At 68.0% G+C, this 24587-nt stretch carries 21 protein-coding genes; 5 read left to right on the forward strand and 16 right to left on the reverse strand.

Annotation, left to right across the window (positions count from 1 at the left end):
• Nucleotides 1-229 precede the first annotated feature (229 nt).
• Nucleotides 230-2554, forward strand: a complete 2325-nt coding sequence (locus ASE86_RS04505) for a S9 family peptidase (protein WP_056422908.1) — start codon at nucleotides 230-232, stop codon at nucleotides 2552-2554.
• A 3-nt stretch (nucleotides 2555-2557) separates the two neighbouring features.
• Here the strand turns inward: ASE86_RS04505 and ASE86_RS04510 are convergent, their stop codons facing one another.
• From ASE86_RS04510 to ASE86_RS04520, 3 genes are read right to left on the reverse strand one after another with little or no spacing between them, the layout of a single operon-like run.
• On the reverse strand, nucleotides 2558-4933 hold the full coding sequence (locus ASE86_RS04510; RefSeq protein WP_056422911.1) for a xanthine dehydrogenase family protein molybdopterin-binding subunit: 2376 nt from the start codon (nucleotides 4931-4933) through the stop codon (nucleotides 2558-2560).
• Nucleotides 4930-5919: an FAD binding domain-containing protein gene (locus ASE86_RS04515; RefSeq protein ID WP_056422913.1), complete on the reverse strand. Its 990-nt coding sequence runs from the start codon at nucleotides 5917-5919 to the stop codon at nucleotides 4930-4932. The genes ASE86_RS04510 and ASE86_RS04515 overlap by 4 nt, the downstream gene beginning before the upstream one ends.
• The gene (locus ASE86_RS04520; RefSeq protein ID WP_056422917.1) at nucleotides 5916-6410 is read right to left on the reverse strand and encodes a 2Fe-2S iron-sulfur cluster-binding protein; all 495 of its coding nucleotides are present in this window, start codon (nucleotides 6408-6410) and stop codon (nucleotides 5916-5918) included. Before ASE86_RS04520 ends, ASE86_RS04515 begins: the two co-directional genes overlap by 4 nt.
• 153 nt (nucleotides 6411-6563) lie before the next feature.
• Between ASE86_RS04520 and ASE86_RS04525 the strand changes: the two genes are divergently transcribed.
• Both ASE86_RS04525 and ASE86_RS04530 read left to right on the forward strand, forming a co-directional pair.
• Nucleotides 6564-6776, forward strand: a complete 213-nt coding sequence (locus ASE86_RS04525) for a hypothetical protein (RefSeq protein ID WP_235523985.1) — start codon at nucleotides 6564-6566, stop codon at nucleotides 6774-6776.
• Between the two features lie 22 nt (nucleotides 6777-6798).
• Entirely contained in the window at nucleotides 6799-7293 is a 495-nt protein-coding gene (locus ASE86_RS04530; protein ID WP_200911482.1) for a nucleoside deaminase, read from the forward strand.
• A 7-nt stretch (nucleotides 7294-7300) separates the two neighbouring features.
• Here the strand turns inward: ASE86_RS04530 and ASE86_RS04535 are convergent, their stop codons facing one another.
• The 7 genes from ASE86_RS04535 to ASE86_RS04565 all read right to left on the reverse strand — a co-directional run bounded on the left by ASE86_RS04535 (nucleotide 7301) and on the right by ASE86_RS04565 (nucleotide 16869).
• A complete protein-coding gene (locus ASE86_RS04535) occupies nucleotides 7301-8182 on the reverse strand; it encodes a polysaccharide deacetylase family protein (protein WP_056422922.1) in 882 nt (293 codons plus the stop codon).
• 200 nt (nucleotides 8183-8382) lie between these two features.
• A complete protein-coding gene (locus ASE86_RS04540) occupies nucleotides 8383-9252 on the reverse strand; it encodes an SDR family NAD(P)-dependent oxidoreductase (protein WP_056422926.1) in 870 nt (289 codons plus the stop codon).
• Nucleotides 9253-9344: 92 nt separating this feature from the next.
• On the reverse strand, nucleotides 9345-10025 hold the full coding sequence (locus ASE86_RS04545; RefSeq protein WP_056426600.1) for a TetR/AcrR family transcriptional regulator: 681 nt from the start codon (nucleotides 10023-10025) through the stop codon (nucleotides 9345-9347).
• A gap of 32 nt (nucleotides 10026-10057) precedes the next feature.
• Nucleotides 10058-11641, reverse strand: coding sequence for an AMP-binding protein (locus tag ASE86_RS04550; protein ID WP_056422929.1), 1584 nt, complete (start codon nucleotides 11639-11641; stop codon nucleotides 10058-10060).
• Nucleotides 11638-13254 carry a carboxylesterase/lipase family protein gene (locus ASE86_RS04555; RefSeq protein WP_056422933.1) on the reverse strand — a complete coding sequence of 539 codons (1617 nt, stop codon included), beginning with the start codon at nucleotides 13252-13254 and terminating at the stop codon, nucleotides 11638-11640. The genes ASE86_RS04550 and ASE86_RS04555 overlap by 4 nt, the downstream gene beginning before the upstream one ends.
• Nucleotides 13251-14516, reverse strand: a complete 1266-nt coding sequence (locus tag ASE86_RS04560) for a spinster family MFS transporter (RefSeq protein ID WP_056422936.1) — start codon at nucleotides 14514-14516, stop codon at nucleotides 13251-13253. Before ASE86_RS04560 ends, ASE86_RS04555 begins: the two co-directional genes overlap by 4 nt.
• Nucleotides 14517-14520: 4 nt before the next feature.
• Nucleotides 14521-16869: a TonB-dependent receptor gene (locus ASE86_RS04565; RefSeq protein WP_056422939.1), complete on the reverse strand. Its 2349-nt coding sequence runs from the start codon at nucleotides 16867-16869 to the stop codon at nucleotides 14521-14523.
• Between the two features lie 230 nt (nucleotides 16870-17099).
• Here ASE86_RS04565 and ASE86_RS04570 point away from each other — a divergent pair, with 230 nt between their 5' ends.
• Together ASE86_RS04570 and ASE86_RS04575 are read left to right on the forward strand one after the other, a co-directional pair.
• Complete coding sequence (locus ASE86_RS04570; RefSeq protein ID WP_056422942.1) at nucleotides 17100-17939, forward strand: formate/nitrite transporter family protein; 840 nt, start codon at nucleotides 17100-17102, stop codon at nucleotides 17937-17939.
• Nucleotides 17940-17984: 45 nt separating this feature from the next.
• On the forward strand, nucleotides 17985-18305 hold the full coding sequence (locus ASE86_RS04575; protein WP_056422946.1) for a hypothetical protein: 321 nt from the start codon (nucleotides 17985-17987) through the stop codon (nucleotides 18303-18305).
• Nucleotides 18306-18325: 20 nt separating this feature from the next.
• Here ASE86_RS04575 and ASE86_RS04580 read toward each other — a convergent pair whose 3' ends face one another.
• From ASE86_RS04580 to ASE86_RS04605, 6 genes are all read right to left on the reverse strand, one after another.
• The gene (locus ASE86_RS04580) at nucleotides 18326-19159 is read right to left on the reverse strand and encodes a 23S rRNA (adenine(2030)-N(6))-methyltransferase RlmJ (protein ID WP_056422949.1); all 834 of its coding nucleotides are present in this window, start codon (nucleotides 19157-19159) and stop codon (nucleotides 18326-18328) included.
• A 139-nt stretch (nucleotides 19160-19298) separates the two neighbouring features.
• Nucleotides 19299-19874, reverse strand: a complete 576-nt coding sequence (locus ASE86_RS04585) for a pseudouridine synthase (protein WP_056426603.1) — start codon at nucleotides 19872-19874, stop codon at nucleotides 19299-19301.
• 93 nt (nucleotides 19875-19967) lie between these two features.
• Nucleotides 19968-20624 carry an alpha/beta fold hydrolase gene (locus tag ASE86_RS04590; protein ID WP_056422952.1) on the reverse strand — a complete coding sequence of 219 codons (657 nt, stop codon included), beginning with the start codon at nucleotides 20622-20624 and terminating at the stop codon, nucleotides 19968-19970.
• A gap of 18 nt (nucleotides 20625-20642) precedes the next feature.
• Entirely contained in the window at nucleotides 20643-21944 is a 1302-nt protein-coding gene (locus ASE86_RS04595) for a CitMHS family transporter (protein ID WP_056422955.1), read from the reverse strand.
• A gap of 26 nt (nucleotides 21945-21970) precedes the next feature.
• A complete protein-coding gene (locus ASE86_RS04600; protein ID WP_056422957.1) occupies nucleotides 21971-23446 on the reverse strand; it encodes a porin in 1476 nt (491 codons plus the stop codon).
• Complete coding sequence (locus ASE86_RS04605; protein ID WP_056422963.1) at nucleotides 23443-24516, reverse strand: ABC transporter substrate-binding protein; 1074 nt, start codon at nucleotides 24514-24516, stop codon at nucleotides 23443-23445. Before ASE86_RS04605 ends, ASE86_RS04600 begins: the two co-directional genes overlap by 4 nt.
• Nucleotides 24517-24587 lie beyond the last annotated feature (71 nt).

Genomic DNA, 24587 nt, shown 5'->3' on the forward strand with positions numbered 1-24587 from the left:
TTGCGAACCGCGCCCAGCGTAGTCGCAGATCCGACCAATGCCACGAGAATAGAGGCAGGTTCCGCAAGGAAATCGGCGGACGGGCGCTCTTGCGACCACCGTGGACCGCCTGCATAACCCCGCGCATCCTATCGATTGCGACGGGGTCGCCGGTTAGCGGGCAGGGACGATCGCTCCTGCATCTGTTTGCCTGCGGATCGTCGGATCGTCCTGTTCAGAAAGCTCCCTGATGCGTCTTCTCGCCAGCTGTCTCTCGCTTTCCCTGATCGCCGGCACGGCGGCCGCGCAACAGCGGCCGGTCGTGACCGATGCCGACTACTCCCGCGCCATGCGCCAGCTGGGTCCGTGGACCGGCCCGCTGGTCGATCATGCGGTGCGCAGCGCGACCTGGGTCGATGCACGGCGCTTCTGGTACATCGACACAAACCGCGGCGTGCCGACGATCATGCTGGTCGATGCCGAAAAGGGCACGACGGCGCCTGCGGTCGATACCGGCGTGCTGCTGGGTGCGCTGAACGCGGCGGGGCTGAAGGAACGGGACGCGACGAAGCTTGGGCTGAGCGGTTTCGAGCCCGACTTCGCGCAGAACAGCGCGGTCGTCAGCGTCCGTGGCGAGCGCTACGCGTGCGCGCTGGTCCAACCCTATCGCTGCACGAAGGCGCCGGAGACGCCGGCCGCGCGCCGGGCCGAGCCGGCGGGCGTCGTGTCGCCGGACGGCAGGCGTGCGGCCTTCGTGCGCGACTGGAACCTGTGGGTCCGCGACATGGGCACCGGGGCGGAGCGGCAGCTGACGACCGATGGCGTCAAGGATTTCGGCTACGCGACCGACAATGCGGGCTGGCAGCGTTCGGACAGGGCGATCGTGATCTGGTCGCCGGATTCCAGGAAGCTGGCGACCTTCCAGCAGGACCAGCGCGCCGTCGCCGATTTCTCGACCACCACGACGCAGGTCGGTCATTCGGTCGTCGAGACGTGGAAATATCCGTTCGTCGGCGACAAGGATATCTTCAAAATCCACCGCGTCATCGTCGATGTCGACGCCGGCGCCGTGACCCGTCTCAAGATGCCGGTGGACCTGCACCGGTCGTCGCTGTGCGACGACATCGTGTGCGGCGACGGCCCGCAGGACATGCAGTGGGCGAAGGACGGGCGGACGCTGGCGTTCGTCTCCACCTCGCGCGACCACAAGGTGGAGACGGTGCGTATCGCCGATGCGACGACCGGCGCGGTGCGCGACGTGTTCACCGAAACCGTGCCGACCTGGTTCGACAGCGGGTATAACGACGAGGGGATCAACTGGCGCTATCTGTCGGAGCGTGGGGAAATCCTGTGGTGGTCGCAGCGCGACGACTGGGGGCATTACTATCTGTACGACGCGCGCACCGGGAAACTGCTGCGGCAGGTGACGCGCGGGCAATGGAACGTCGATCACCCTGTCCACATCGACGAGCGTACGGGCCGTATGCTCGTCGCCGGTGTCGGGCGCGAGCGCGGGGTCGATCCCTATTACCGCAGCATCTACGCGATCGACCTGAAGGGCGGCACGCCGACGCTGTTGACGCCCGAGCGCCAGGACCATATCGCGATCCCGTCGAGCGACGGGCGATATTTCGTCGACATCTATTCGACCCCGCAGGAGGCGCAGACCGCGGTGCTGCGGCGCGCGGACGGCGCGGTCGTGCAGCAGCTTGCCAAGGGCGATCTGACCCGCTTGCGGGCGGCGGGGTGGCAGGCGCCGGAAAGCATCGCTGTCCGGTGCAGCGACGGCAGGACCTTGTGCCACGGCCTGCTCTTCAAGCCGGCCGGGCTCGATCCGGCGCGCAAATATCCGGTCGTCGATTACATCTATCCGGGCCCGTTCACGGGGACGATCCCGTCGCGGCAATTCTCCGCGGCTGCGGGCGACGCCGGGGCGTTGGCGCAACTGGGCTTCGCAGTCGTCGAGATCGACGGGATGGGCACGCCGCGGCGGTCCAAGGCGTTCCAGGACTATTATTATCGCGACATGGGCAAGCAGGCCGTGCCCGATCAGGTGACCGGCATCCAGGATCTTGCCCGGCGCTACCCCTGGCTCGATACGGACCGCATCGGCATCTGGGGGCATTCGGGCGGCGGCAATGCGACCGCGGCGGCGATGTTCCGCTACCCTGATTTCTTCAAGGTCGGCATCGCCGAAAGCGGCAACCACGACAACCGGAACTACGAGGACGATTATTACGAGAAGTATCTCGGGTTGCTGAAGAATGACGGTAAGACGACGAACTACGACCTGCAGGCTAACCAGGACTTGGCCAAAAATCTGAAGGGTAAGCTGCTGCTCGCGCACGGTATGCTCGACGACAATGTGCCGGTGTCGAGCACGCTACTGGTCGTCGATGCGCTGCAAAAGGCGAACAAGGACTTCGACCTGATCCTGTTCCCGCGAGCCCGCCACGGGTATGGCGATCAGTCCAGCTACATGATGCGCCGCCGGTGGGACTATTTCGTCGAGCACCTGATGGGCGCGACGCCACCCAGCGAATTCAGGATCGTCGGGCCGGGCGCCGGCAAGTAACCGTTACCCGTCGCCCGACCCCTGTCCGTCGACTGCGCCGATCACCTTGTCCAGCGTGATCGGCAGGTCGCGGACGCGCGTGCCGGTCGCGTTGTAGATGGCGTTGGCGACCGCGGCGGCGACGCCGGTGATGCCGATCTCGCCGATGCCGTGCGCGCCCATCGGCGTGTGCGGGTCGGCAATGTCGGTCCAGATCACGTCGATCTCCGGCACGTCGAGGTGCACCGGCAGGTGATATTCGGCCAGGCTGGGGTTCATGATCCGGCCGTTGCGTTCGTCGAACAGCGTCTCCTCCATCAACGCCATGCCGAGCCCCATGATGATCCCGCCGCGGAACTGGCTGGTCGCGGTCTTGGGATTGAGGATGCGGCCGCAATCGAACGACCCCAGGAAGCGCGTGACGCGCGTCTCCCCGGTCACGGCATTGACCCGCACTTCGCAGAACAGCGCGCTGTGCGAATGCATCGACCAGTGCATCAGTTCGAACGGGGTCGAGCCGGCCTTCGTCACCGTCACGCTGTCGCGTTGGGCCCGGGCGAGGATCGATGCGTAGCTTTCGCGCCGCGCGGGATCGTCCAGGCTGGCAAGCCCGCCGGCATCGCTGCCGACTTCGTCCGCCGACAGCCCGGCGAGCGGGGAGTCGTTGCCGGCAAGTTTCAGCAACTCGCCGACCAGTTCGCCGTGCGCGGCGATGACGGCGGCCCCGATCGCGGCGGTCTGCTGCGATCCGCCGGCCATGATCGCGCCGGGGATGGTGGAATCCCCATAGCCGACATCGACCCGCTCCAGCGGCAATCCCAATCGCTCGGCGGCGACGATCGCGGTCGTCGTGGACGTGCCCATGCCCATCTCGGCCGCGGCGACCTCCACCATCGCGGTGACGTCGTCGCCATCGCGGGTCAGCGTGATCCGTGCCTCTGCGCCGGGCATCCGGTAATAGGGGTACGTGCCGGTCGCGCAGCCCGTGCCGATCCGCCATTCGCCGTCCTGCCGCGATCCGGGCGTGGTGGGGCGATCCTGCCAGCCGAACCGCTCGGCGCCCTGACGCCATGCCTTGACGATGTGGCGCGACGAGAACGGCAGGCCGCTCGTCGGATCCTTGTCCGGCTCGTTGCGGATGCGCAGTTCGACCGGATCGATGCCGAGGTCGACGGCCAGTTCGTCGATCGCGGATTCGAGCGCAAAGGTGCCGACCGCTTCGCCCGGCGCGCGCATGAAGGTGTTGGCGAGCATGTTCATGCGCGCGATCTCGACCTTCAGCAGCATGTTCGGCACGGCATAGGCGGCGCGCGTGCCGAGGATGAACGGCTCGGGCATATTGTTGTGCGGGGTCATTACCGACAGGCCGGTGTGGATCAGCGCGTCGAATCGTCCGTCCGCCTGCGCGCCGATCGCGACGCGCTGTTCGGTCAGCGTACGCCCGCCGACGATGCGGTACACTCCCTCTCGCGACAGCGCGATGCACACCGGCCGGCCGCTGAGCTTCGCAGCGGCGGCGGCGATGATCTGATGGTCCCACAGCCCCTTGCTGCCGAACCCGCCGCCGACATAGGGCGAGGTCAGGCGGACCTGTTCGGTCTTCAGCCCGAACACGTCGGCCATGGTCTGCGCCTGCTGCGTGACCATCTGGCTGGCGTCGTGGATCACTAGCGTGTCGCCGACCCAGGCGAGCGTCGCGGCGTGCGGTTCGATCGGGTTGTGATTGTGACGGGGCGTCCGATAGACTTGGTCGACCCGGTGCGGCGCGGCGGCCAGCGCGGCCTGCGCATCGCCGATCTCGTTCAGCAGCGGCTGGCCCATGAACAGGCCCTGTTCGACGCCATTCGCCCGGGCGCCGGCAAGATCGGTGGTCGATGGATCGGTGTCGTAGGTCACGTCCAGCAACGATGCGGCGTAGTCGGCCTGTTCCTGGCTGTCGGCCAGCACGCACGCGACCGGCTGGCCGTTCCAGTGGATGCGGTCGTCCTGCAGGATCGGCAGGTCGGACGCGCCGACTGCGGTCGGCGACGAACCGAACACAGGCGGCGGCGCCATCCGCGGGGCGTTCAGGTGCGTCATCACCAGCACGACGCCGGGCGCAGCCTCGGCTGCGTGCGTGTCGATCGCGGCGATCCGCCCGCGCGGAATCGTCGCATAGGCGAGCGCGGCATAAACCATGTCGTCGAACCGGTGTTCGGCCGCGAAGGCGGCGGCGCCCGTTACCTTTAGCCGGCCGTCGAGCCGGGACACGGGTGTACCGATCAGCCCATGCTTGCGGGCGATCAGCGGATCGGGCTTCCCGCCGGGGATCCAGCTGTCGGGGGCGAGCGGGACGAGCTTTTCCAGCGCACTCTGCACCAGCCCCTGTGCGGTCTGCTTGGCGGTATCGACGATGCTCATGCCGCGTCTCCCTTGGTCAGTTCGGCCAGCACGGCGGCGAGCGTTCGCGATGCCAGCGCCGGTTTGAAGCCGTTGTCGCTAAGCGGCTGGGCGTCGGCGAATTCGGCTGCGGCGGCGTCGAGAAACGCTTGGTGCGTCGCCGGCCCGCCGCGCAGCACTGCTTCCGCCCTGGTTGCGCGCCACGGCTTGTGCGCGACGCCGCCGAGCGCGATCCGCACATCGGCGATCCGATCCGCGTCCATCTCCACTGCTGCGGCGACGGAAACGAGTGCAAAGGCGTAGCTCGCGCGGTCGCGGACCTTGCGATAGGTCGAGGTCGCGGCAAGCGGCAGCGGGGGAAGCTCCACTGCGGTGACAAGCTCGCCCGCTTCCAGCGCGGTGTCGCGATCCGGCCGGTCGCCGGGCAGTCGGTGCAGGTCGCCAAAGGCCAGGGTGCGCGCGCCGTTCGGACCATCGAGGTGCACGGTGGCATCGAGCAAGGCCAGCGCCACGCACATGTCGGACGGATGCGTCGCCACGCACGCCGCCGACGCACCGAGCACGGCATGGATACGGTTGAACCCCTCGCGCGCGTCACAGCCCGACCCAGGTTCCCGCTTGTTGCAGCGCGATCCGTCGGTGTCGTAGAAATAGGTGCACCGCGTCCGCTGGAGCAGGTTGCCGCCGACCGTCGCCATGTTGCGGACCTGCGCCGAAGCGCCCGCCAGGATCGCGCGGGCCAGCACCGGATAGCGCTCGCGCACGATGTGGTGCTCGGCAAGCGCGGTGTTGCGCACCGCGGCGCCGATCAGCAGGCCGCCGCCGTCGGTCTCGACGATCTCGCCCGGCAGGCCGCTGACGTCGACCAGCCGCGTCGGTCGCGCGATCCGCTCGCGCATCAGGTCGACGATGTTGGTGCCGCCACCGAGATACGCGGCGTCGCTCGCGGCGCCCATCCGAACGGCTTCGGTCCGGTCGGCGGGGCGGGCATAGTCGAACGGGGTCATGCCGCCACCGTCGCACGGATCGCATCGATGATCCCGTTGTGCGCCCCGCAGCGGCATAGGTTGCCGCTCATTCGTTCCTGGACCTCGTCGCGGGTCAGCGTGACGTCGGCGGAAAGGTCGTCGCTCAGATAACTCGGCACCCCGCGCCGCGCCTCCGCCGCCATGCCGATCGCCGAACAGATCTGGCCGGGCGTGCAGTAACCGCACTGAAAACCGTCATGCTCGATGAAGGCGGCCTGCAGGGGATGGAGCTCGCCGTCTTCCTCGAGCCCCTCGACCGTCGTGATCCGTCGGCCGTCATACTGCACCGCCAGGGCCAGACACGACAGGATCCGTTCGCCATCGACCAGCACCGTGCACGCCCCGCAGGCGCCCTGATTGCAGCCCTTCTTGGTGCCGGTCAGGTGCAATCCCTCCCGCAGATGATCGAGCAGCGACGTTCGTGCGTCGGCGGGGGCCGGCACTTCCATCCCATTGACGACGAGCGGCATCTCTCACTCCCGATTGTCTTTGCAGAGGCGGAACGAAGGACAAGGCGTCGAGTGCCACCGTCCGGAACAAACCTTTCACGTACCGGATGGCGGATGCCGCGCAGCTATCGGGGGGCCTGCGGCGTTGAAGGCTCGAACAAGAGAGTTTTGCCCATGGACGATATCACCCAGACCCGCCGCCGCGAGATCGCGACCGATCATCTGCTGTTCAAGACGATCGAATATGTCGAGGCGCGCCATCCCGGCCTGCTCGATGTCTTGGACGCAAGTCTCGACTATCTGGGCGATCCCGCGACCGGCCCCGACAAGGACGACGAAGCGGTGCGGACGATCGCGCGCCGGATGATCGCCGGCGCGCGGGCCTGAAGATCCGACGGACGGACCGATCATGGATGACCGCGACCTTCATCATTTGCGCCGATGCGTCGATCTTGCCGCAGAGGCGGTCGATGCGGGCGACCAGCCGTTCGGCTCGGTCCTCGTCTCGGCCGAGGGCGACAGGCTGTTCGAGGACCGGAACCGCGTGGGCGGTGGCGACGCCACGCGCCACCCCGAATTCGCGATCGTTCGCTGGGCCGTGGCGCATCTGTCCGCCGACGCGCGACGATCGGCGACCGTCTACACCTCCGGCGAACATTGCGCGATGTGCGCGGCGGCGCACGGCATCGCCGGTCTGGGACGGATCGTCTACGCGACTTCGACGATACAGCTCGGCGCGTGGATGAAGGAGCTAGGGCGGTCGTCGCTCGCAATCGCGCCGCTCAGGATCACGGATGTCGTGCCTGGCGCGCAGGTCGAAGGCCCCGTGGATGCATTCGCCGACGAGGTGCGCAGCCTCCACGCCCGCGCTGCCGACCGTTCGGCACCCCGCGCGCCGCGCTGACCAGACCTTACACCGCCAGCCCGTTGGCCTCGACATGCTCGGCGATGTCGCCCGCGGTGGTCCACCAGATGCGTGGATCGTTCGCCGCGCGCAGCTCGGTCAGCGCGCGGGCGAGCGGCGGAACGCGGTGTGCCTGCCCCATGATGTAGGGATGCAGCGCGATGCCGAGCACCACGGGCCGGCGATCGCATTCCGACAGCAGTTGCTCGACCGCAGCGCGGATCATGGCGGCGAAGGTCTCGGCTTCCTGCTTGCGCTGGATGATCGCGGGAATGTCGTTGATCTCCTGCGAATAGGGCACCGACAGCAGGGGGCCATGCGCGGTCGCCAGCCGGGTGGGCTGGTCGTCGTGCGCCCAGTCGAGGACATAGCGATACCCCGCCTCGGCCAGCAGGTCCGGGGTGTGCCGGCTCTCCGAAATCCACGGGCCCAGCCATCCCGTCGGCCGTACGCCAAGGCTCGCCAGCCGATCGGTCACGTCGCGGATCATCTGCGCCTCGCCCGGCTTCGCCAGGCTCCCTTGCGCGACGGCGTTGCTGCCGCCGTGCGCCGCGATTTCGTCGCCGCGGTCGCGGCACGCCTCGGCCAGGCCCGGGCAGGCGTCGAGGACGTCGGCATTGAGGAGCGCGGTGGTGCGCAGGGCGAGACGGTCGAAAAGGTCGAACAGCCGCCAGGCGCCGACCCGGTTGCCATAGTCGCGCCACGCATAGTTCATGACATCGGGGTCGGTCTGCGACGGCGCCAGTTTCGCACCCAGCCCGCCGCCGAAGTCGAAGACCTCGTAGTTCACGCCCAGGTAGATCGCGAGCCGCCGTCCGCCGGGCCAGTCATAGTCCGGGCGATCGACGATGGCGCGGTACGGGTAGCGATCATGATGGACACGGCTCATGCTGGCCCGAACGCGCAGATCGACGAAACGGACCGGGTCTGGTTGCGGTACTACCCCGATCGCGCTGCTCTTCTCGGTCTTGGTTGCCGAGCGGACGACCAGGATCCTCGCCTGTTGTCGCGGCGATCGCGACAGCGGGCCATGCGCGGAGCGAACAGTGCGAGCATGGTCGATGAAAGGCGGGTCACCTTTCGGCGGCGTCAGGCGGCCTTGGCCGCAGCGACTTCCCGTTCGGCCTGCTGGAAGCCGTAGGCGGGGACGATCGCATCCGTTGGGTCGGTGACTTCGCTCCAGCGGGCGACGAGCTGTTCTCCCGCGGTCGCCGCGCCGCCGATCTGGATGCCTCGGGTCAGCGTGACCTGCGCGGCGGCGAAGTGGCCGGCGCCGGCGCACAGGATGGCGCGGGTGGGGGCGTCGTCGGTCACCAGCGGCAGCAGGCCCGGGCTGACCAGCGCCGGGTCGAGCAGGCGCAGGCTGTCGTCGGGCAGCACGTCGCGGGTCATCTGCGTCGCGGCGGTGGGGGCCAGCGCGTTGACGCGGATGCCGTATTTCTCGCCCTCGATCGCCAGCGTCTGCATCAGGCCGACCAGCGCCATCTTGGCAGCACCATAGTTCGCCTGGCCGAAATTGCCGTAGAGGCCGGACGACGACGTCGTCATGACGATGCGGCCATGGCGGCGTTCGCGCATCGGCTCCCACACCGCCTTCGAACAGATCGCCGCGCCGATCAGGTGGACATCCACGACCTGGCGGAAATCGTCGATCGTCATCTTGGCGAAGCTCTTGTCGCGCAGGATGCCGGCGTTGTTGACGAGGATATCGACCTTGCCGAAGCGCGACAGTGCGCTGTCGATCATCGCACCGACCGCCGCCTCGTCGGTCACCGACCCGGTCGCCGCGATCGCCCGCCCGCCGGCGTCGGTGATTTCTGCTGCGACGGCGGCGGCGTTGGCGTCCGACACATCGTTGACGACCAGCGCCGCGCCCTGACCGGCAAGGTACAGCGCATGGCACCGACCCAGACCGCCGCCGGCACCGGTAACGATCGCGACGCGATTGGCGAGCTTCATGAAGTATCCTCTCGTTATACTGCGAGAGCGCTACACCGCCGTAGTTTCACTATCAAGAGAGTGAATGAAGCAGGCGGGTGAACGGATCGCCGTTACGGCTTCGCGTTGCAGATCTGCAGGAAGCCCGCGGCCATGAAGGATGCCATTCGCTCCTTCACCGCGACGAAATCGTCGGACTTGCACAGCCCTTGCGACAATTTGTCGATGCGGCCGGTGCGCGCCAGCGTCAGCATCAGCGCGCCGGTGACGAAGTGGTATCCCCAGAAGATGTCCGCTTCGGCACAGTCGGGCAGCGCCTGCTTCAGCAGATGTATCAGGCGGAGCACGACGGGGTCGAAATGCTCGTCCATCAGCTCGGCGCCCCATTCGGGGGTGTTGGCGACCTGCGCGCCCAGCGCCGCGTAATTCTTCCAGCCCTCACCGCCCTCGATATACAGGTCGAGGTCGGTGTCGAGGAACGCGCGCAGCGCACCCTCGACGGTCGGCTTGCCCGCGCACGCCGCCTCGTACGTGTCGAGCGCGTGCATCCGCCGCTCGCTGGTCACGACCGCGCGGCGGGAGAAGACGGCGTCGAACAACGTCGTCTTGTCGGAGAAATAATAGTTCAGCAGCGTGTGGTGGACGCCGACGCGGGCAGCGACGTCCTTCAGCGTGACGCCGTGCAGCCCGTGCTTCGAGAACAGATATTCGGCCGCGTCGAGGATCTGCTCCATCGTCTCGGCGCGCTGTTCCGCTTTCTTCGAGCGGCGCGGGGCTTTTGCGGTCTCAGGCACGGCGGCACCTGTCGGGCGGGCGCGCAGCGTCGTCAAGCGGCACCGAATTCGGCGCGCAGGCGCAGCTTGTCGATCTTGCCGGTCGGAGCGAGCGGCATCGCGGGCAGGCGAACGACGGTGTCGGGAATCCACCACGACGCGACCCGGCCCTTGAGTGCGGCGAGCAGGTCGCCGTCGCTGACACCGTCCTCGCGCAGTTCCACCAGCAGAAGCGGCCGTTCGCCCCATTTCATGTCGCTGCGACCGATGACCGCGGCGAGCGACACCTGCGGCAGGGCACCGACCACTGCCTCGATTTCGGCGGGGTTGATCCACTCGCCGCCCGACTTGATGAGGTCCTTTGCGCGGCCGGTGATGGTCAGGTTGCCCGCCGCATCGATCCGCGCGAGGTCGCCGGTCACGAACCAGCCGTCCGCGTCGCACGCGGTGGCGGCCTGGCCGAAATAGCGATCGACCACCGCTGCACCGCGGACGCGCAGATGCCCTTCGCCGTCGCGCTGGTCGGGCAGGGGGGTGCCGTCGGCATCGGTCAGCAGCAGGTCGACGCCGATCGCGGGCTTGCCGGAATGTGCGGCGGACCGATCTGTGTCGCCGGCGCGCGCGACGGTGCCGGAGGGGGAGAGCTCGGTCATGCCCCAACTCGTCTGCACTTCGACGCCCAGCCGCGTCTCGATCCGCTCCATCAGCGCGGGCGGCAACGGCGCGCCGCCCACGATGATCCGCCGGAGCGACGGCAGGTCGCCGCCGGTCGCCTCGAGATGCTCGACCAGGCCCAGCCAGACGGTCGGCACGCCGACCGCGACAGTCACGCCTTCGCCGGCGATCAGTCGCGCCAGGCTCGCGCCATCGGTCTTGCGACCGGGCAGGACAAGCGTCGCGCCGGCCGCCGGGGCCGCGAACGGCAGGCCCCAGGCGTTGGCGTGGAACATCGGCACCACCGCCAGCACCGTGTCCGCGACGGAGATAGCCATCGTGTCGACCTGCAACAGCCGGAGCGTATGGAGGTAGCTCGACCGGTGGGTGTAGGTGACGCCCTTCGGCGCGCCGGTGGTGCCCGAGGTGAAGCACAGGCCGGACGGCGCGGTTTCCGGGAACCGCCCCCAGGCGGCGCCGCAACCGGCGCCCGCCATCGCGTCCTCCAGCGTCGCGATCCGGGCGCGCGCCTTGATTGAGGGATCGGGCTCGCCGTCGATGACCAGGATATGCGCGACGACCGGCGCATGGTCGACGATCGCGGCGCCGAGCGGCAGCAGGTCGGCGCTGACGATCAGCACCGCAGCTTCCGACTGGCGGACCATCGCGCCGAGCTGCTGCGCGGTCAGTCGCGGGTTGAGCGTGTGGCATACCGCGCCCATGCCCATCGTGCCGTACCACGCCTCGACATGCTCTGCGCTGTTCCAGGCGAGCGTCGCGACGCGGTCGCCGCGCGCTATGCCAAGCGTCGCGAGGGCCGCAGAGACGGTGCGTGCCCGTGCCTTCAGCGCGGCATAGCCGATCCGCGCCGTCGCACCGTTTTCATCGGCCGTGACGACCTGCACGTCCGGATGCCACTTGGCCGCATGGCACAGGAAGCGGTCGAGCGTCAGCTCGTAATCCTGCATACTCCCGTCGATCATTTGCAGCCTGCCGTCTTGGCCAGCACCGGCGACCAGATGCCCGCGTTCCAGTTCCACGGCTGGTCGCCCGCCGCGCGGCGGCGGCACACCGCAGCCTCGTGCAGCGCGAACATGCCGGGCAGCAGTTTCCGGCGAAGCTCGGGCTTCGCCGCGAACGCCATGTAGTTGGCCGCCGTGCCATAGGGCTGCCAGGCGGGCTGGCCGGCCGCGACCGGCGCGCCGGTCTTGGCGAAGGATGTCCAATATCCGAGCATCGCATCCGACATCCGCCGATCGCCGAGCGTGTCGGGCACGCGCGGCCACAGCGGCGGGGTCTTGTCGGGCGTACCGAAGACATAGGGGATTTCGGCGGCGTGGAAGGCGTGCAGCCCGGCGTCGTCGGCGGCGGGATAGCCGTGGTCGAAGAGATAGAGGTACCCGCGCCGGCCGATCGCGGTCTGGCCGATCGCGAGCCGCTGCGCCGTCCAGCCGTAGAGCGCGTCGCGGGCGGTCGCGAGCATCGAGTTGCTCATGCTGCTCGCCGGATAGAGCGCCAGGAACGGCTCGGCGAGGTCGCCGTAGCGCGCGCGGATCGTCGCTTCGTATGCTGTGGCATCGGCCGGCGCGGGGGGCACCAGCATCCTGAGCGAGCGCGTCTCGCCGGCGTTGAACCCGGCGATCAGCGGCACCGGCGCCTGCTCGCCGCGGTCCCAGGTATCGACCAGCTGGCGGGTCAGGTAGCGGCCGTCGACCGTCGCCCAAGGACCATAGCCCTTGGCGGCGGCGGTGACCGTCAGCGTCTCCGCATCCATCGCCCGAAGCACCGCAAGGTCCGAGGCACCCAGTGCCGTCTGGATCGCGGTGCCGGCGGCCTCCGCCGACGGCGTGCCGTGTGCGGTGGTCTTCAGCTCGGGCGTCGAGATCATATAGGCGCTCTGCGCGATCGCCTTGGCGAACAGCCCGCGCGCCTGCGGGCTTGCCATCAGGTACAGGACGCTCAAGCCGCCAGCGGATTCGCCCGCGATGGTGACGTTCGCCGGATCGCCACCGAACGCCGCGACGTTGCGCTTCACCCAGTCGAGTGCGGCGATCTGGTCGCGCAGGCCGTAGTTGCCCGAAACGCCCTCGGGGCTCTCCGCGCTCAGCGCCGGATGCGCGAGGTAGCCGAGGATGCCCAGGCGATAGTTGATCGACACGACGACCACGCCGCGCGCCGCCATGGCCGCGCCGTCGTACATCGGTTCGTGGCTGTAGCCGGACACCAGCGCGCCGCCGTGGATCCAGACGACGACCGGCAGTGCCCCAGCCTGCTTAGGTGCCTGCTTCGGCGCCCAGATGTTGAGCGTCAGGCAGTCCTCGCTCATCGCCGCGGGCGGGTTGGTGTAGATGCCCGCGCTGATCGGCCGCGGCTGGATGCAGGCGGGGCCGAAGCGCGTCGTCTTGCGCACGCCGCTCCAGGGCGCGAGCGGCACCGGCGGCTGCCAGCGCTTGGGCGGCTGTGCGTACGGAATGCCGCGGAAGACGCTGAGCCCGCGCTCGGTCGTGCCTTCGACCGTACCCGCGGGCGCCGCGACGGTCTGGGCGAGCGCAGGCGACGCGCCGGCGAGCAGTGCGGCGGCGAACAGGGCTTTCATACGCGAACCTCGCGGCCGAGCCGCCGTGCGAGTGTGACGAACAGGGCGATGGCGATCAGGTAGAAGGGCGTCAGCGTATAGAGCGCCGACTGGAGCGACTGCGCCGCGCCGTTGGCCTTGAACCAGTCGCTGGCGAAGCCCACCCAGGTCGGGCCGAGGCCGAGGCCGATGAAGTTCATGACGAGCAGCAACAGCGCGCCCGACAGCACCCGCTGGTCGGGTCGCACCTCCTCCTGCACCAGCGCAACCGAGGCCGACAGGTAGAAATAGTTGAACACCATCACGACCGTCAGCAGCAGCAGCGCGAGCGGCCACGTCGGCGCCCAGACGAAGGCGATGTAGAAGGGCATGGCGATGGCGAGGCTGGCGGCGGGCGCGACCGCGTAGCCGGCGCGCGACGTGCGCGTCATCCGGTCGATGATCCGCCCCGACAGCATCATGCCCCCGGCCATGCCGACGACCAGCACCAGCGCGTACCAGACCGCGACTTCGCTCAACACCATGCCCTTGTCGCGCATCAGGAACAGGACCGCGAAGTTGCCGAGGCCATAGGTGACGAACTGGGTCGCCCCGCTGCCGAGCGCCGCGAGCATCAGTACGGGGTTGGAGAAGAACATCCTGAGGGTCGGCCAGAAGCGGGCGGTGTCCGCGCTTCGCACGGTGTCGAAGCCGCCACGTGCCGGCTCGCGGACGATCAGCCAGACCAGGCCTGCGGTCACGATGCCGATTCCGCCGACGACGATGAACGGCATCCGCCAGCCGAACCGTTCGGCAATCGCGGCGCCGAACGCGACGCCGGCCGCCGCGCCGATCGCCGGTCCCATGTTGAAGATGCCGAACGCGGCGCCCCGCCTGCCCGGCGGATAGGTGTCGGTGATGATGGCGTAGGACGGCGGTACGCCGCCCGCTTCGCCGAACCCCACCAGCATCCGCGCGACGACCAGCTGGGCGTAGTTGTTGGCCATGCCGCAAGCGACCGTCGCCCCGCTCCAGACCGCGCACGCAAGTGACAATACGCCGACACGATTGGTTTTGTCCGCCAGATAGCCGACCGGAATCGCGATGAAGCAATAGAACATCGCGAAGTACAGGCCACCGATCAGCCCCAGTTGCCCATCGGTGATCTGCAAGGCGTCCTGGATCGGCTTGGCGAGGATGCCGATCAACTGCCGATCCAGGAAGTTCAGGATGTAGACGAAGGTCAGCACCGCCAGCACCACGCCGGGGCGGCGGGCCGGGGCGGGCGTGGCGATGCTTGCCATGATGTCAGATCCCGTAGCCGAGGCGGATGCCAATGGTGCGTGGGCGGAGCGTACCCGCACGGCTGAGCAGGAACGCCTCGGGGTGGATGTACGTCACCGAATGGTCGTCGAACACGTTTTCGACATAGGCCTGTGCCGAGATCGGTCCGCTCTTCACGCCGAAGCTGATGTTGGTATTCACATATTCGTCGGTCTTGCCGAACGTCGCCAGACGCAGGTTCGGGTTGCCCGGCGTGTTCGGGAACGAGCTGTTGTACGACCCGACATATTGCGCGTTGACCGCCAGCGTGCCCTTTGCCGTCTCGCCCAGGTCGAAGCCGATCGAGGTGTAGAGCGCGCCCTGCAGACGCGGCGCCGACAGCCGGTGGCCGAGCACCGCACCCGAGATCGCCGCTTCCGCCGCGCTCAGCTTGGTGATCTTCGAATCGTTGTACGCGGCGTTCAGGCCGATGAAGACGTCCTTTGCCGGAACGACGCCCATCTCGACCTCGAACCCCTTGCTGCGCGCGCCGCCGATGTTGGTCGCGAACTGCACCGAATCCGACACGCGGTTGGCCTGCGCCTGGATGTTGTTCCAGTCGATCAGGTATGCCGCGGCGTTGATCGTGACGAGGCCGTTCAGGAACCGCCCCTTCGCGCCGATCTCGTAGCTTTTCAGGTCGTCCGATGACGCACCGTTGGGGATGATGACGTCGTTGGCACCCGGTACCGTGCTCGCGCGGCCGGCGGCGGCGTTGACGATCGGCGCGCGGAACCCGGTCGAGAAGGTGGCGTAGGTCGTGACCGACTCGGTCGGTTTGAACGAGGCGCTTGCCTTCCACGACGGCTTCGATCCGGTCGCCTTTACGCCCGTCACCGGCTGGTACGGCGTGAAGGTCACGAAATTGCCCGACAGGCCGAGCAGTGCGAGCGCATAGTAGTTGAGGCCGCGCGTATCGGTCGCGACGTAGCCGCCCGCTTCGGTGAACGCCTGTGCCGAGGTCCGGCCGTAGCGCATCCCGCCGGTCAGCCAGAATTTGGGCGAGAAGCGGTAGGTCAGCTCACCGAAGCCGGCCAGTTCTTCGCTGTTCGAATGGGTTAACAGCTTCTGGAAATACTGGTCGGGCAGGCCGGTCAGGCGGCGGGCGGCCAGGAACTGCGGGTTCGAGCGGTAGTTGAAATCGACGTCGCGGCGACGGTTCAGGTAGAAGCCGCCGACGACGAATTCGAACTTGCCGCCCAGCGACGAGGCAAGGCGCGTTTCCTGCACGAACACTTTGTCGAACGCGTCCGCATCCAGCCCGAACGCGATCGGCGCACCGGGGAAGGCGGCCTGGCGCGGGAAGGTGCCGGCGAGATCGACATAGAAGCGCTGGTTGAAGTCAGAGAAGGTCGACGACGACGTGAGCTTGGCGAAATCGAAATCATAGTCGATCGTCGCGTTCAGCACGGTCTGTTCGCCGGTAAAGCGATCGGGCTGGTCCGACATGCGCTTCTCGCGGCCCAGCGACGGACTGGTCAGCGACGAATCCTTCGGGTCGCTGTTCTCGTAGCTGGCGAGCAGGCGGATCGAGAAGCGATCGGTCGGCTTGAACAGCGCGATGATGCGCCCGCCGTAATCGATCAGCGTGTTCGCGTTGTGGACGCCGGTTCCGACGTTGTCGAGATAGCCTTCCTCGTTGCGATAGAAACCGACCGCGCGGACGGCCAGCTTGTCGTTGACGATCGGCACGTTGATCATCGCGTTGTAGCGCTGGCGGAAGCTGTCGCTGCCGGTCAGCCCCAGGTCGGCAAGCGCCGAACGGTCGAAGTCGTTAAGGTCCGGGCTCTTGGTCAGGATGCGCATCGCCCCCGACAGCGATCCCGATCCGAACAGCGTGCCCTGCGGCCCGCGCAGGAATTCGACGCGCTCGACATCGAACAGGTTAGGATCGACGACGGTGGTATTGCCGATGGTCGAAACCGGCAGTTCGTCGATGTAGACCGCGACCGAGCTTTGCAGGTTGGCGTTGTAGCCGTTGGTCGCAATGCCGCGGGCGGTGAAGTTGTTGAAATTCTGGGTCGGACGGTTGAGCACGACGCCCGGCGTCTCGCGCGCAATCCCCTCGAAACCGACGATGCCCTTCTGCGTCAGCTCTTCCTGCTGGAACGCGGTGATGCTCAGCGGCACGTCCTGCAACCGCTCGGCGCGGCGGGTGGCGGTGACGATGACGTCGTTCGATCCGGGTGTCTCGTCGGTCGATTCCTGCCCGATGACGGGCGGCTTGCCCTCGGTCGTCGGCGTCGCCGGCGCGACCACCGTCTGCGCCGTCGCCCCGCTCGTCCCCAGAACGATCGCCACGGCACACGTCGATGCCAGATGCAGTGCCCGCATGCTTCCTCTCCCACTGTCGCTGCCGATGATTGGACTCGGCTTGTGTGACGAAGATGCCGGGGGAAATCGGCGGTGTCAACATTCACTATCACGCGTGTGAATGTAATTCCTAGGCGTGGTTTTGCTTCTGCTGCGCGACGCGATGAGCGAAGTTCCAACGGTCTGGTGCTGTCGACTTGCGTCCCGGCGCGGGGGGTGGAGCCAATCATCGCCGCGGCCGTTTGCCGCGCATGACAGATCCGAATCCATCCGACGTCGAGGACATCAAGGCGGCGGACGCAAAGGAGCTTCACCGCGCGGTGCGCGAGGAAGGACAGGCGGAGATCGATCGTCCGACCGCGTCCCTGCTCTGGTCGGGGCTCGCCGGCGGGTTGGCCATCACCGCATCGCTGGTGGCCGAGGCGGCGCTGGTCCAGGCGGTGCCGTCCAGTCCCTGGAGCAGCCTGATCGTGACGCTGGGCTATCCGCTGGGCTTCATGATCGTCGTCCTCGGACGGATGCAGTTCTTCACCGAAAGCACGATCACGGCGATGCTGCCGCTGGCCACCCACCCGTCGTGGCGGACCGCGCGCCGGACGGTCCGCCTGTGGGCGCTCGTGCTGATCGCGAACCTGGCGGGCACGGCCATCGCCACGGCGGGCTTTGCGACGCTGCCGCTGATCGACGCCCCCTTGCGCGACGGCATCGTGTCGGTATCGACCGTGATCCTGCACCATGATGCGGTCGCGACGTTCTGGACCGCGATTCCAGCCGGTTTCCTGATCGCGGCGATGGCGTGGCTGCTGCCCAACGCACGTGATCAATCCTTCTGGCTGATCTTCGTCGTGACCTATGTCGTCGGCGCGGCGGGCTTCAGCCATTCGATCGTCGGTTCGGCAGAGGCCTTCGCGCTGGTCTGGGCCGGCCGGCTCGACCTGCCGGCGGCGGTGGCCGGGGCGATCCTGCCGGCAGCGCTCGGCAACCTGGTCGGCGGCGCCGGCCTGTTCGCCCTGCTGGCCCACGGCCAGGTCCGACCCGAGATGCCGCCGCAAGGCGACGGGCTGCCATCGAATGGCCCGGGTCGCCGCTGATCGACGACCTCTGTCCTGATCGCGCCGACCTGCTAAGGCCGTTGCATGTCAAAGTCCCAGACCAACGGTGGCACGATCGATGTCGACGGCACGACATATGATTGGCGCCTTCGAAACGAGCCGCATCTCTCGGATGACGAGGGCTGGAAGGGGATGACGATCTCGCTGCTGCAACACGGTGCCAAGCGCGAAGCCTGGATGGAATTCCCGCCGCCCAAACGGCTCCTGAAAGGCTTGCCGCGCGGCCGCCTCCAACTCGACGACGCGACGATCACGCGGTGCGTGCGTGCCGCATTGTCGGCGGGTTGGGAGCCCGAATCGCGGGGGAAGCCGGTGACCTTCATGGTCGATGCCGACGGCAACTGAGGCGACCGCACTCGCGACGGTCAGCTATTCAGCCAGTCAGCGATGATCTCTCCCCTGTGTCCCTCCGGCGCCAGCGCTGCGCGAAGGGCCTCGAGCAGCGGCGGTAGCGCCTGGGTGAAGGCGTAGGGCGGGTTGACGATGAAAAGACCCGCGCCGTTGTAGATGCCGGGCTGATCGGCATCGTACAGCCAATGCTCCACCGCCAGGAACTTCGGGATGCCGAGCCGACGCAGTTTGTACTTCCACTGCTCGTGCGTCGCGCGATCCTTCAGCGGGTACCAGATGACCGTCACGCCATGTGCCCATTTGCGATGGGCCGCGGCAAGGGTCGCGGTGATGCGGTCGCGTTCGTCCGTCTGCTCGTACGGCGGGTCGACGACGACCATGCCCCGACTGGTCCGCGTCGGCAGCATCGCAAGCCAAAGCTCATAGGCATCACGCTCGTGCACGGCAGCCACGGTGCCGCGCATCGCGCCGCGCAGCGCCCGGGCGTCCTCGGGATGTTTTTCGTTGAGGATCAGCACGTCCTGCGGACGCAGAAGCTCAACCAGGATCTGCGGCGACCCGGGGTAGAGGCGGCCCGCATCCGCCCCCGCATTCACCGCCTGCACCGCGGCACGATAGTCGTCCAGCAACGGGTGCACGTCGGCCAGCGCCCGCAGCACGCCGTGCGTCGCCTCGCCGGTCCGCTGGGCCTGTTCGCCACCCAGGTCGTAGAGCCCGCAGCCGGCATGGGTGTCGATCAGGGTCAACGCACCCTGTTTCAGCTGCAAGGTCCGGACAAGGGCGATCAGCAGGCTGTGCTTCACGACATCGGCGCTGTTGCCGGCATGATAGGAATGGCGATAGTTCATTGGTGCTGGAAACCCTGCCGACGTACTGTGGGGCGAGCGTGTGGGTGAGGAAGCGGATCGCCCGGCGGTGACCGACAGCCTATAGTGCCGCGAGACGCGCTTCGGCCAGACGCTTCGCGTGGCGCTTGGCCAGGCAACGTCAGCGGATGCCGTCGATACTTCCGCTGGTGAGGGCAAGTTCGGCGGACTGGCCCGGTGCGATTCCGGCGACGGACCAGTCGCCGATCGACCAGCGGACCAGCCGCAACGTGGGGAGGCCGACCGCCGCCGTCATCCTGCGGACCTGCCGGTTGCGTCCTTCGCGGATGGTGATCTTCAGCCAGGTGTCGGGGATCATCTTGCGCTGGCGTATCGGCGGGTCGCGCGGCCAGAGGTCCGGCGGAGCGATACGGTCGATATCTGCGGGAAGGGTCAGGCCGTCGTTGAGCCGGACGCCCCGCCGCAGGCGCTCCAATTCGGCCTCCTGCGGGTCGCCTTCGACCTGCACCAGATACGTCTTGGGCATCTTGAACCGTGGATCGGCAATGCGCGCCTGCAGTCGCCCGTCATCGCATAGCAGCAACAGGCCTTCGCTATCCCGATCCAGCCTGCCGGCAGGATAGACTCCCTTCATGTCGATGAAGTCCGACAAGGTCGACCGCACGGTCGGCGACCCCCGGTCGGTGAATTGCGACAGAACGCCGAACGGTTTGTTGAAGAGCAGCAGCCGGGCCATCATCGCCCCATATCGCCGGGCGGCGGGCGTGTCTTCACCGCTCGCGGTTGTCGACCGCCCGATCCGTCCGGGAGAACGCCCGCGACATCGCGCTCATCGCTCCAGCCACTCGCGCAACAGCATCGTCGTCTCGCCCGGGCGTTCGATCGGGGCGAGGTGGCCGCAGTTGCGCAGGATATGGAACCGCGCCGTCGGGATGCGGTCCGCCAGGGCCTGCGCATCCTCCGGCGTGCAAATGCGGTCGCGATCGCCAACGGCGACCAGCGTCGGCACGTGGATCGCCTCGATCGCCGGGGTCAGGCTGGGGCGGGCGAGCAGCGCGCGCTGCTGGTGTTCGAACACCTGCGTGCCGACGCGGTCGGCCATCGCCTGGACGGGGCCGCTGACGATCGGGGTCAGCATCGGGTCGGCGTGGGGCGCGGTCGCGAGCAGGCCCTGCTCGGCGACCGTCCGGGGGCGCGAGCGAAGCGATGCCCGCGTCCCGAACAGGGCGATCCGTTCGATCCGCTCGGGCGCGCAGCGGATCATCTCCAGCGCGACATACCCGCCCAGGCTGACACCGGCGACCGCGAAGCGCGGCGGGGCGTGCGCCAGGACCCGCTGCGCCATCGCGGCGAGCGTGTCGTCCACGGTCAGATCGCCGAGCTCGGGATGCGCGACGTCCCCCAGGTCGAGGATCTGGCGCGCCCAGAGTTGTCCGTCACAGCCCATGGCAGGCAGCAGGACCAGCGGAACGGTACGATAGGCCATCGTCGGACCTCCTAATGCTCAGCCGACGAACGGGAAGGCGAGGACGGCAAGCCCGGTCAGCGTCATCACGATGCAGACCAGGGTCGCGGGCACGAGCGTGAAACGCTGGTGATCGGCGAATTCGACGCCTGCCAGACTGACCAGCAGATAGGTCGACGGGACCAGCGGGCTGAGCAGGTGCACCGGCTGGCCCATCAGTGACGCGCGCGCGATCGCCATCGGCTCGACCCCGTAATGCGCGCCCGCCTCGGCCAGGATCGGCAGCATCCCGAAATAGAAGGCGTCGTTCGAGATGAAGAAGGTGAACGGCAGGCTGAGCGCGGCGGTGATCGGTGCCATGTACGGCCCCATCGCCGGCGGGATGACGCTGACGACTTCGCGGCTCATTGCCTCGACCATGCCGGTGCCCGACAGGATGCCGGTGAAGATGCCCGCGGCGAAGATCAGCGAGACGACCGCCAGCACGTTGCCGGCATGCGCGGCGATGCGTTCCTTCTGGTCGGCGATCATCGGGTAATTGACGACCATCGCGATCGCGAAGGCGAGCATCATCGTGATCGCCAGCGGCAGGATGCCGAGCACCAGCGCGGCGATCAGCGCGATCGTCAGCGCGCCGTTGAACCAGCGAAGATGGGGCCGGCGCGCCTCGGGGAACTGCGACACCGCCATGCCGGTGAAGTCGGTCGGCGCATTGCCCTTCACGTGACCGATGCGGCGGCGTTCCTTGCGCCCGAAATAGACCGCGAGCAGGATCAGGAAGACCAGGCCCGCGATCATGCCCGGGATCAGCGGCAGGAACAGCTCGGCCGGATCGAGCTTCAGCGCGCTTGCCGCGCGTGCGGTCGGCCCGCCCCACGGCGTCAGGTTCATGATGCCGCTGGTGCTCATCAGCAGCGCGACGAGGTACAGGCGGTTCATCTCGAAGCGCTTGTAGAGCGGCAGAAGCGCGGCGATGCAGATGATGTACGTGGTCGATCCGTCGCCATCCAGGCTGACGATCGCGCACAGCACGACCGTACCGACCAGGATCAGCAGCGGATCGCCGTGGACCAGCCGGATCAGCCGCCCGACCAGCGGGTCGAACAGCCCGGTATCGGTCATCGTCGAGAAGAACAGGATCGCGAACAGCAGCATGACGCCGGTCGGCGCCAGGTTCTTGATCCCGTCGATCATCATGTCGCCGAGACCCGCCGAGAAGCCGGCGATCAGCGCGAAGACGGTGGGGACGAGGATGAGCGCGACGAGCGGCGTCATCTTCTTGGTCATGATCAGCGTCATGAAGACGGCGACCATCAGGAAGCCATAGGCGGTGAGAGTCATGGGCGTGTCCTCGGGAGAGAGGGGCGTCAGAAGGTGACGGCGATGCGGGTGCCGACGGTCTGGCCGTCGTCGGGCCCTGTGAAGTCACCGGCGCGATTGTCGGTGTTCCAGTGGACGACGTTGAACTGGAAGCGGATGAAGCTGTTGAGATACCAGTTGGCGCCGACCGTCGCGGCCCAGCCGCGCCCGCCGGTCAGCAGGTCAGTGTAGTCGAGGTTTTCGTAGCGGGCGGTCAGCTCGATCGCGCCGGGCCCGCCGTCGAAGATCGATTTCAGCACGCGCGGCTGGCCGAAGCTGCCGAGGCGCGGATTGTACGGCGGCAGGTCGCCGGTCAGGAACCAGCCGCCCGACAGGCTCCACGCCTTGCTGGTGAAATCGGGGCGGCCGCCGTCCAGATGCGCGTCGCGGCGCCCGGCCTCGCCCATCAGCCAGAACGGGCCGACATAGCCGCCGACCTCCGCGCCGTAGCCGGTCGTCCCGGTGCCGCCGGTCAGCGTACCGGTCGAGACCCGCAGCGCGCCGTTGAAGCGCCCGCCGATGACGGTGTTGCGGGTCAGCGAGGTGGCGCCCGACGCCAGCGCCTCGTCGAAGCCCCACAAACCGAGGTGCAGCACGCCGCGATCGGTCTTGATCGGGTTCCAGTGAACGCGGGCGAGGGCGGTGCGGCTGTCGCTCGTCGCCTGGTTGCCGTCGACCCGGTCGCCGGTCACGGTCAGCGACGCGTGGCCGCTCTTCCAGAACAGCCGCGGCATGATGCCGATGCCGTAGAAGCCGCGCTGCGGAATGATCGCGGTGGAGACGACGGTGCGTTCCATGAACGGCGTCGAATCCGAGCCGGTCGATCCTTCGAAGCCGCGGTCGTTGAACAGGTGCCCGGCGCGTACGTCATAGTCGCCGATCTTGCCGAGCTTGTTGCGCCAGCCGATGAAGGCGGTGACGACGTCGACCTCGTTCTCCGAGAAATCGCTTTCGAACTGGTAGAAGAAATGCGTGCCGACGCCGCCTTCGAGGCCGAGGCGCAGCGCGCGCATGCCCGTCGTCGTGATGTTGCGCGCATCGTAGCGTGAACCGAACGTCGAGCTGACATCGGTCAGGATGCGGCCGCGCGGCTTGTAGGTGAACACGCCGTCCGCCGAGCGGAACACGGGCAGGCCGGCGCCCCATTCCGTGGTGACGCCCGAGGCATTGGCTTCGCGCGCACGGCCGATGTCCCGGTCCGCGGGGCCGGGCGAGACGAGCTGCGGCGCGAACGGCGGCGTGATCACCTGCTGCGGCGAGGCGGCGAGCGCGACCGGCGGCGTGGCCTGCGGCGCCAGCGGGACGGGTTGCGCCGCGCTCGCCTGCACGCCTTCGATCCGGTCGAGACGGGCGCGGAGCGCGGCGATCTCGGCGGCCTGCTGGCGGACCAGCGCGGCGAGATCGTCTTGTGATGGGGCCTGGGCCAGTGCGGGGGTGGCCGCGACTAGCGCAACGAGTGCGCAGGCGGTTTTCAGGACGGTCATTTACGGAGCGCTCCTTCGGCGAGGATGGTGCGCCAGTCGGCCAGGAACCGGCGACGCTTGATCGAATCGAGATTGACGAGAAGCTGCGGCCCGAGGCGGATCGGCCGCGCCTGATCGCGGGCGAGTCGCGGCGCGCGCACGTCGGTGCGGACCGGCAGCAGCCATTCGCGCGCGAGCAGCGCCTGCCCGGTGCGCGACAGCAGGAAATCGAGGAACAGCCGCGCCGCCGCCGGTCGCTGCGCCTGACGTGTGATGAACGCAACGCGCGAGGCGACGATGGTGTAATCGCGCGGGAAGACCACGCCGATGCGCGGGTCGCGCCGCGCCTGGGCCAGCGCATAGGGTCCGACGACGTTGTAGGCGATCGCGATCCGCCCGTCGGCGATCGCGGCGAGCATGGCATCGGTCGTGCGCGCAACCCAGGGTCGCGTCGCCGCGATCGCCTGGAGCAGCGAGCGCGTGTCGCGGGTGATCGCATAATCCTGCGTCAGATAGAGATAGCCGACGTTCGATCGCGCCGGGTCATAGGTCGCCACGCGCCCGGTCAGCGCGCCGCGACGATCGGTCAGCATCCGCTCCAGCGCTTCATGCGTCCGCGGGACCTGAGCGGCAGGGATCGCGCGGCGGTTGTAGACGATCGCGACCGGCTCGGTCGTGACGCCGTAGCCCATGTTCTTCCAGACCGCGGCCGTCGGCAGCGCCGCTTTCTCCGGGCTCTGATACGCCTGCGCATACCCGTCGTTGATCAGCTTGGCCTGCAGGTCCATGCCGGACGACCAGACCAGGTCGGCGCTCGGGCGACGGCCACGCGCATCGGCGACGACGCGGTCGTAGATCGCACGCGATTCGAGTTCGTCGTACCGGACGCTGACGCCAGGATAGGTTCGCTGGAACGCGGCGATCAGCGGCGCCATCGCCGCGGCATCGGCGTTGCCATAGACCCGCACGCCGCGTTCGCCCCGCGCGCGGGCGACCAGCGCGTCATAGCTCGACGGATAGTCCGCCGGGCGCTGCGCCGCGGCCGGCGTCGCCAGCAGCAATGCGATGATCGAGCACATCGTAATACGCATCGTCCAGGTCCTCTCGCTTCCCGCCTCTGAGTTCGGGTAAGCCTGCCAGCATGACCTACGCGGCGAACCTG

This window comes from Sphingomonas sp. Leaf33 (genome assembly GCF_001421785.1).
Classification (GTDB): Bacteria; Pseudomonadota; Alphaproteobacteria; order Sphingomonadales; family Sphingomonadaceae; genus Sphingomonas.

Excerpts from the sequence above, each read along its gene's own strand:
- ASE86_RS04555 (WP_056422933.1), bottom strand. The coding sequence starts at position 13,254 with ATGAAAGCCCTGTTCGCCGCCGCACTGCTCGCCGGCGCGTCGCCTGCG.
- ASE86_RS04515 (WP_056422913.1), bottom strand. The coding sequence starts at position 5,919 with ATGACCCCGTTCGACTATGCCCGCCCCGCCGACCGGACCGAAGCCGTT.
- ASE86_RS04505 (WP_056422908.1), top strand. The coding sequence starts at position 230 with ATGCGTCTTCTCGCCAGCTGTCTCTCGCTTTCCCTGATCGCCGGCACG.
- ASE86_RS04535 (WP_056422922.1), bottom strand. The coding sequence starts at position 8,182 with ATGAGCCGTGTCCATCATGATCGCTACCCGTACCGCGCCATCGTCGAT.
- ASE86_RS04600 (WP_056422957.1), bottom strand. The coding sequence starts at position 23,446 with ATGACCGTCCTGAAAACCGCCTGCGCACTCGTTGCGCTAGTCGCGGCC.
- ASE86_RS04540 (WP_056422926.1), bottom strand. The coding sequence starts at position 9,252 with ATGAAGCTCGCCAATCGCGTCGCGATCGTTACCGGTGCCGGCGGCGGT.
- ASE86_RS04580 (WP_056422949.1), bottom strand. The coding sequence starts at position 19,159 with ATGAACTATCGCCATTCCTATCATGCCGGCAACAGCGCCGATGTCGTG.
- ASE86_RS04565 (WP_056422939.1), bottom strand. The coding sequence starts at position 16,869 with ATGCGGGCACTGCATCTGGCATCGACGTGTGCCGTGGCGATCGTTCTG.
- ASE86_RS04550 (WP_056422929.1), bottom strand. The coding sequence starts at position 11,641 with ATGATCGACGGGAGTATGCAGGATTACGAGCTGACGCTCGACCGCTTC.
- ASE86_RS04510 (WP_056422911.1), bottom strand. The coding sequence starts at position 4,933 with ATGAGCATCGTCGATACCGCCAAGCAGACCGCACAGGGGCTGGTGCAG.
- ASE86_RS04595 (WP_056422955.1), bottom strand. The coding sequence starts at position 21,944 with ATGACTCTCACCGCCTATGGCTTCCTGATGGTCGCCGTCTTCATGACG.
- ASE86_RS04520 (WP_056422917.1), bottom strand. The coding sequence starts at position 6,410 with ATGCCGCTCGTCGTCAATGGGATGGAAGTGCCGGCCCCCGCCGACGCA.
- ASE86_RS04585 (WP_056426603.1), bottom strand. The coding sequence starts at position 19,874 with ATGGCCCGGCTGCTGCTCTTCAACAAACCGTTCGGCGTTCTGTCGCAA.
- ASE86_RS04570 (WP_056422942.1), top strand. The coding sequence starts at position 17,100 with ATGACAGATCCGAATCCATCCGACGTCGAGGACATCAAGGCGGCGGAC.
- ASE86_RS04605 (WP_056422963.1), bottom strand. The coding sequence starts at position 24,516 with ATGCGTATTACGATGTGCTCGATCATCGCATTGCTGCTGGCGACGCCG.
- ASE86_RS04560 (WP_056422936.1), bottom strand. The coding sequence starts at position 14,516 with ATGGCAAGCATCGCCACGCCCGCCCCGGCCCGCCGCCCCGGCGTGGTG.
- ASE86_RS04575 (WP_056422946.1), top strand. The coding sequence starts at position 17,985 with ATGTCAAAGTCCCAGACCAACGGTGGCACGATCGATGTCGACGGCACG.
- ASE86_RS04525 (WP_235523985.1), top strand. The coding sequence starts at position 6,564 with ATGGACGATATCACCCAGACCCGCCGCCGCGAGATCGCGACCGATCAT.
- ASE86_RS04590 (WP_056422952.1), bottom strand. The coding sequence starts at position 20,624 with ATGGCCTATCGTACCGTTCCGCTGGTCCTGCTGCCTGCCATGGGCTGT.
- ASE86_RS04530 (WP_200911482.1), top strand. The coding sequence starts at position 6,799 with ATGGATGACCGCGACCTTCATCATTTGCGCCGATGCGTCGATCTTGCC.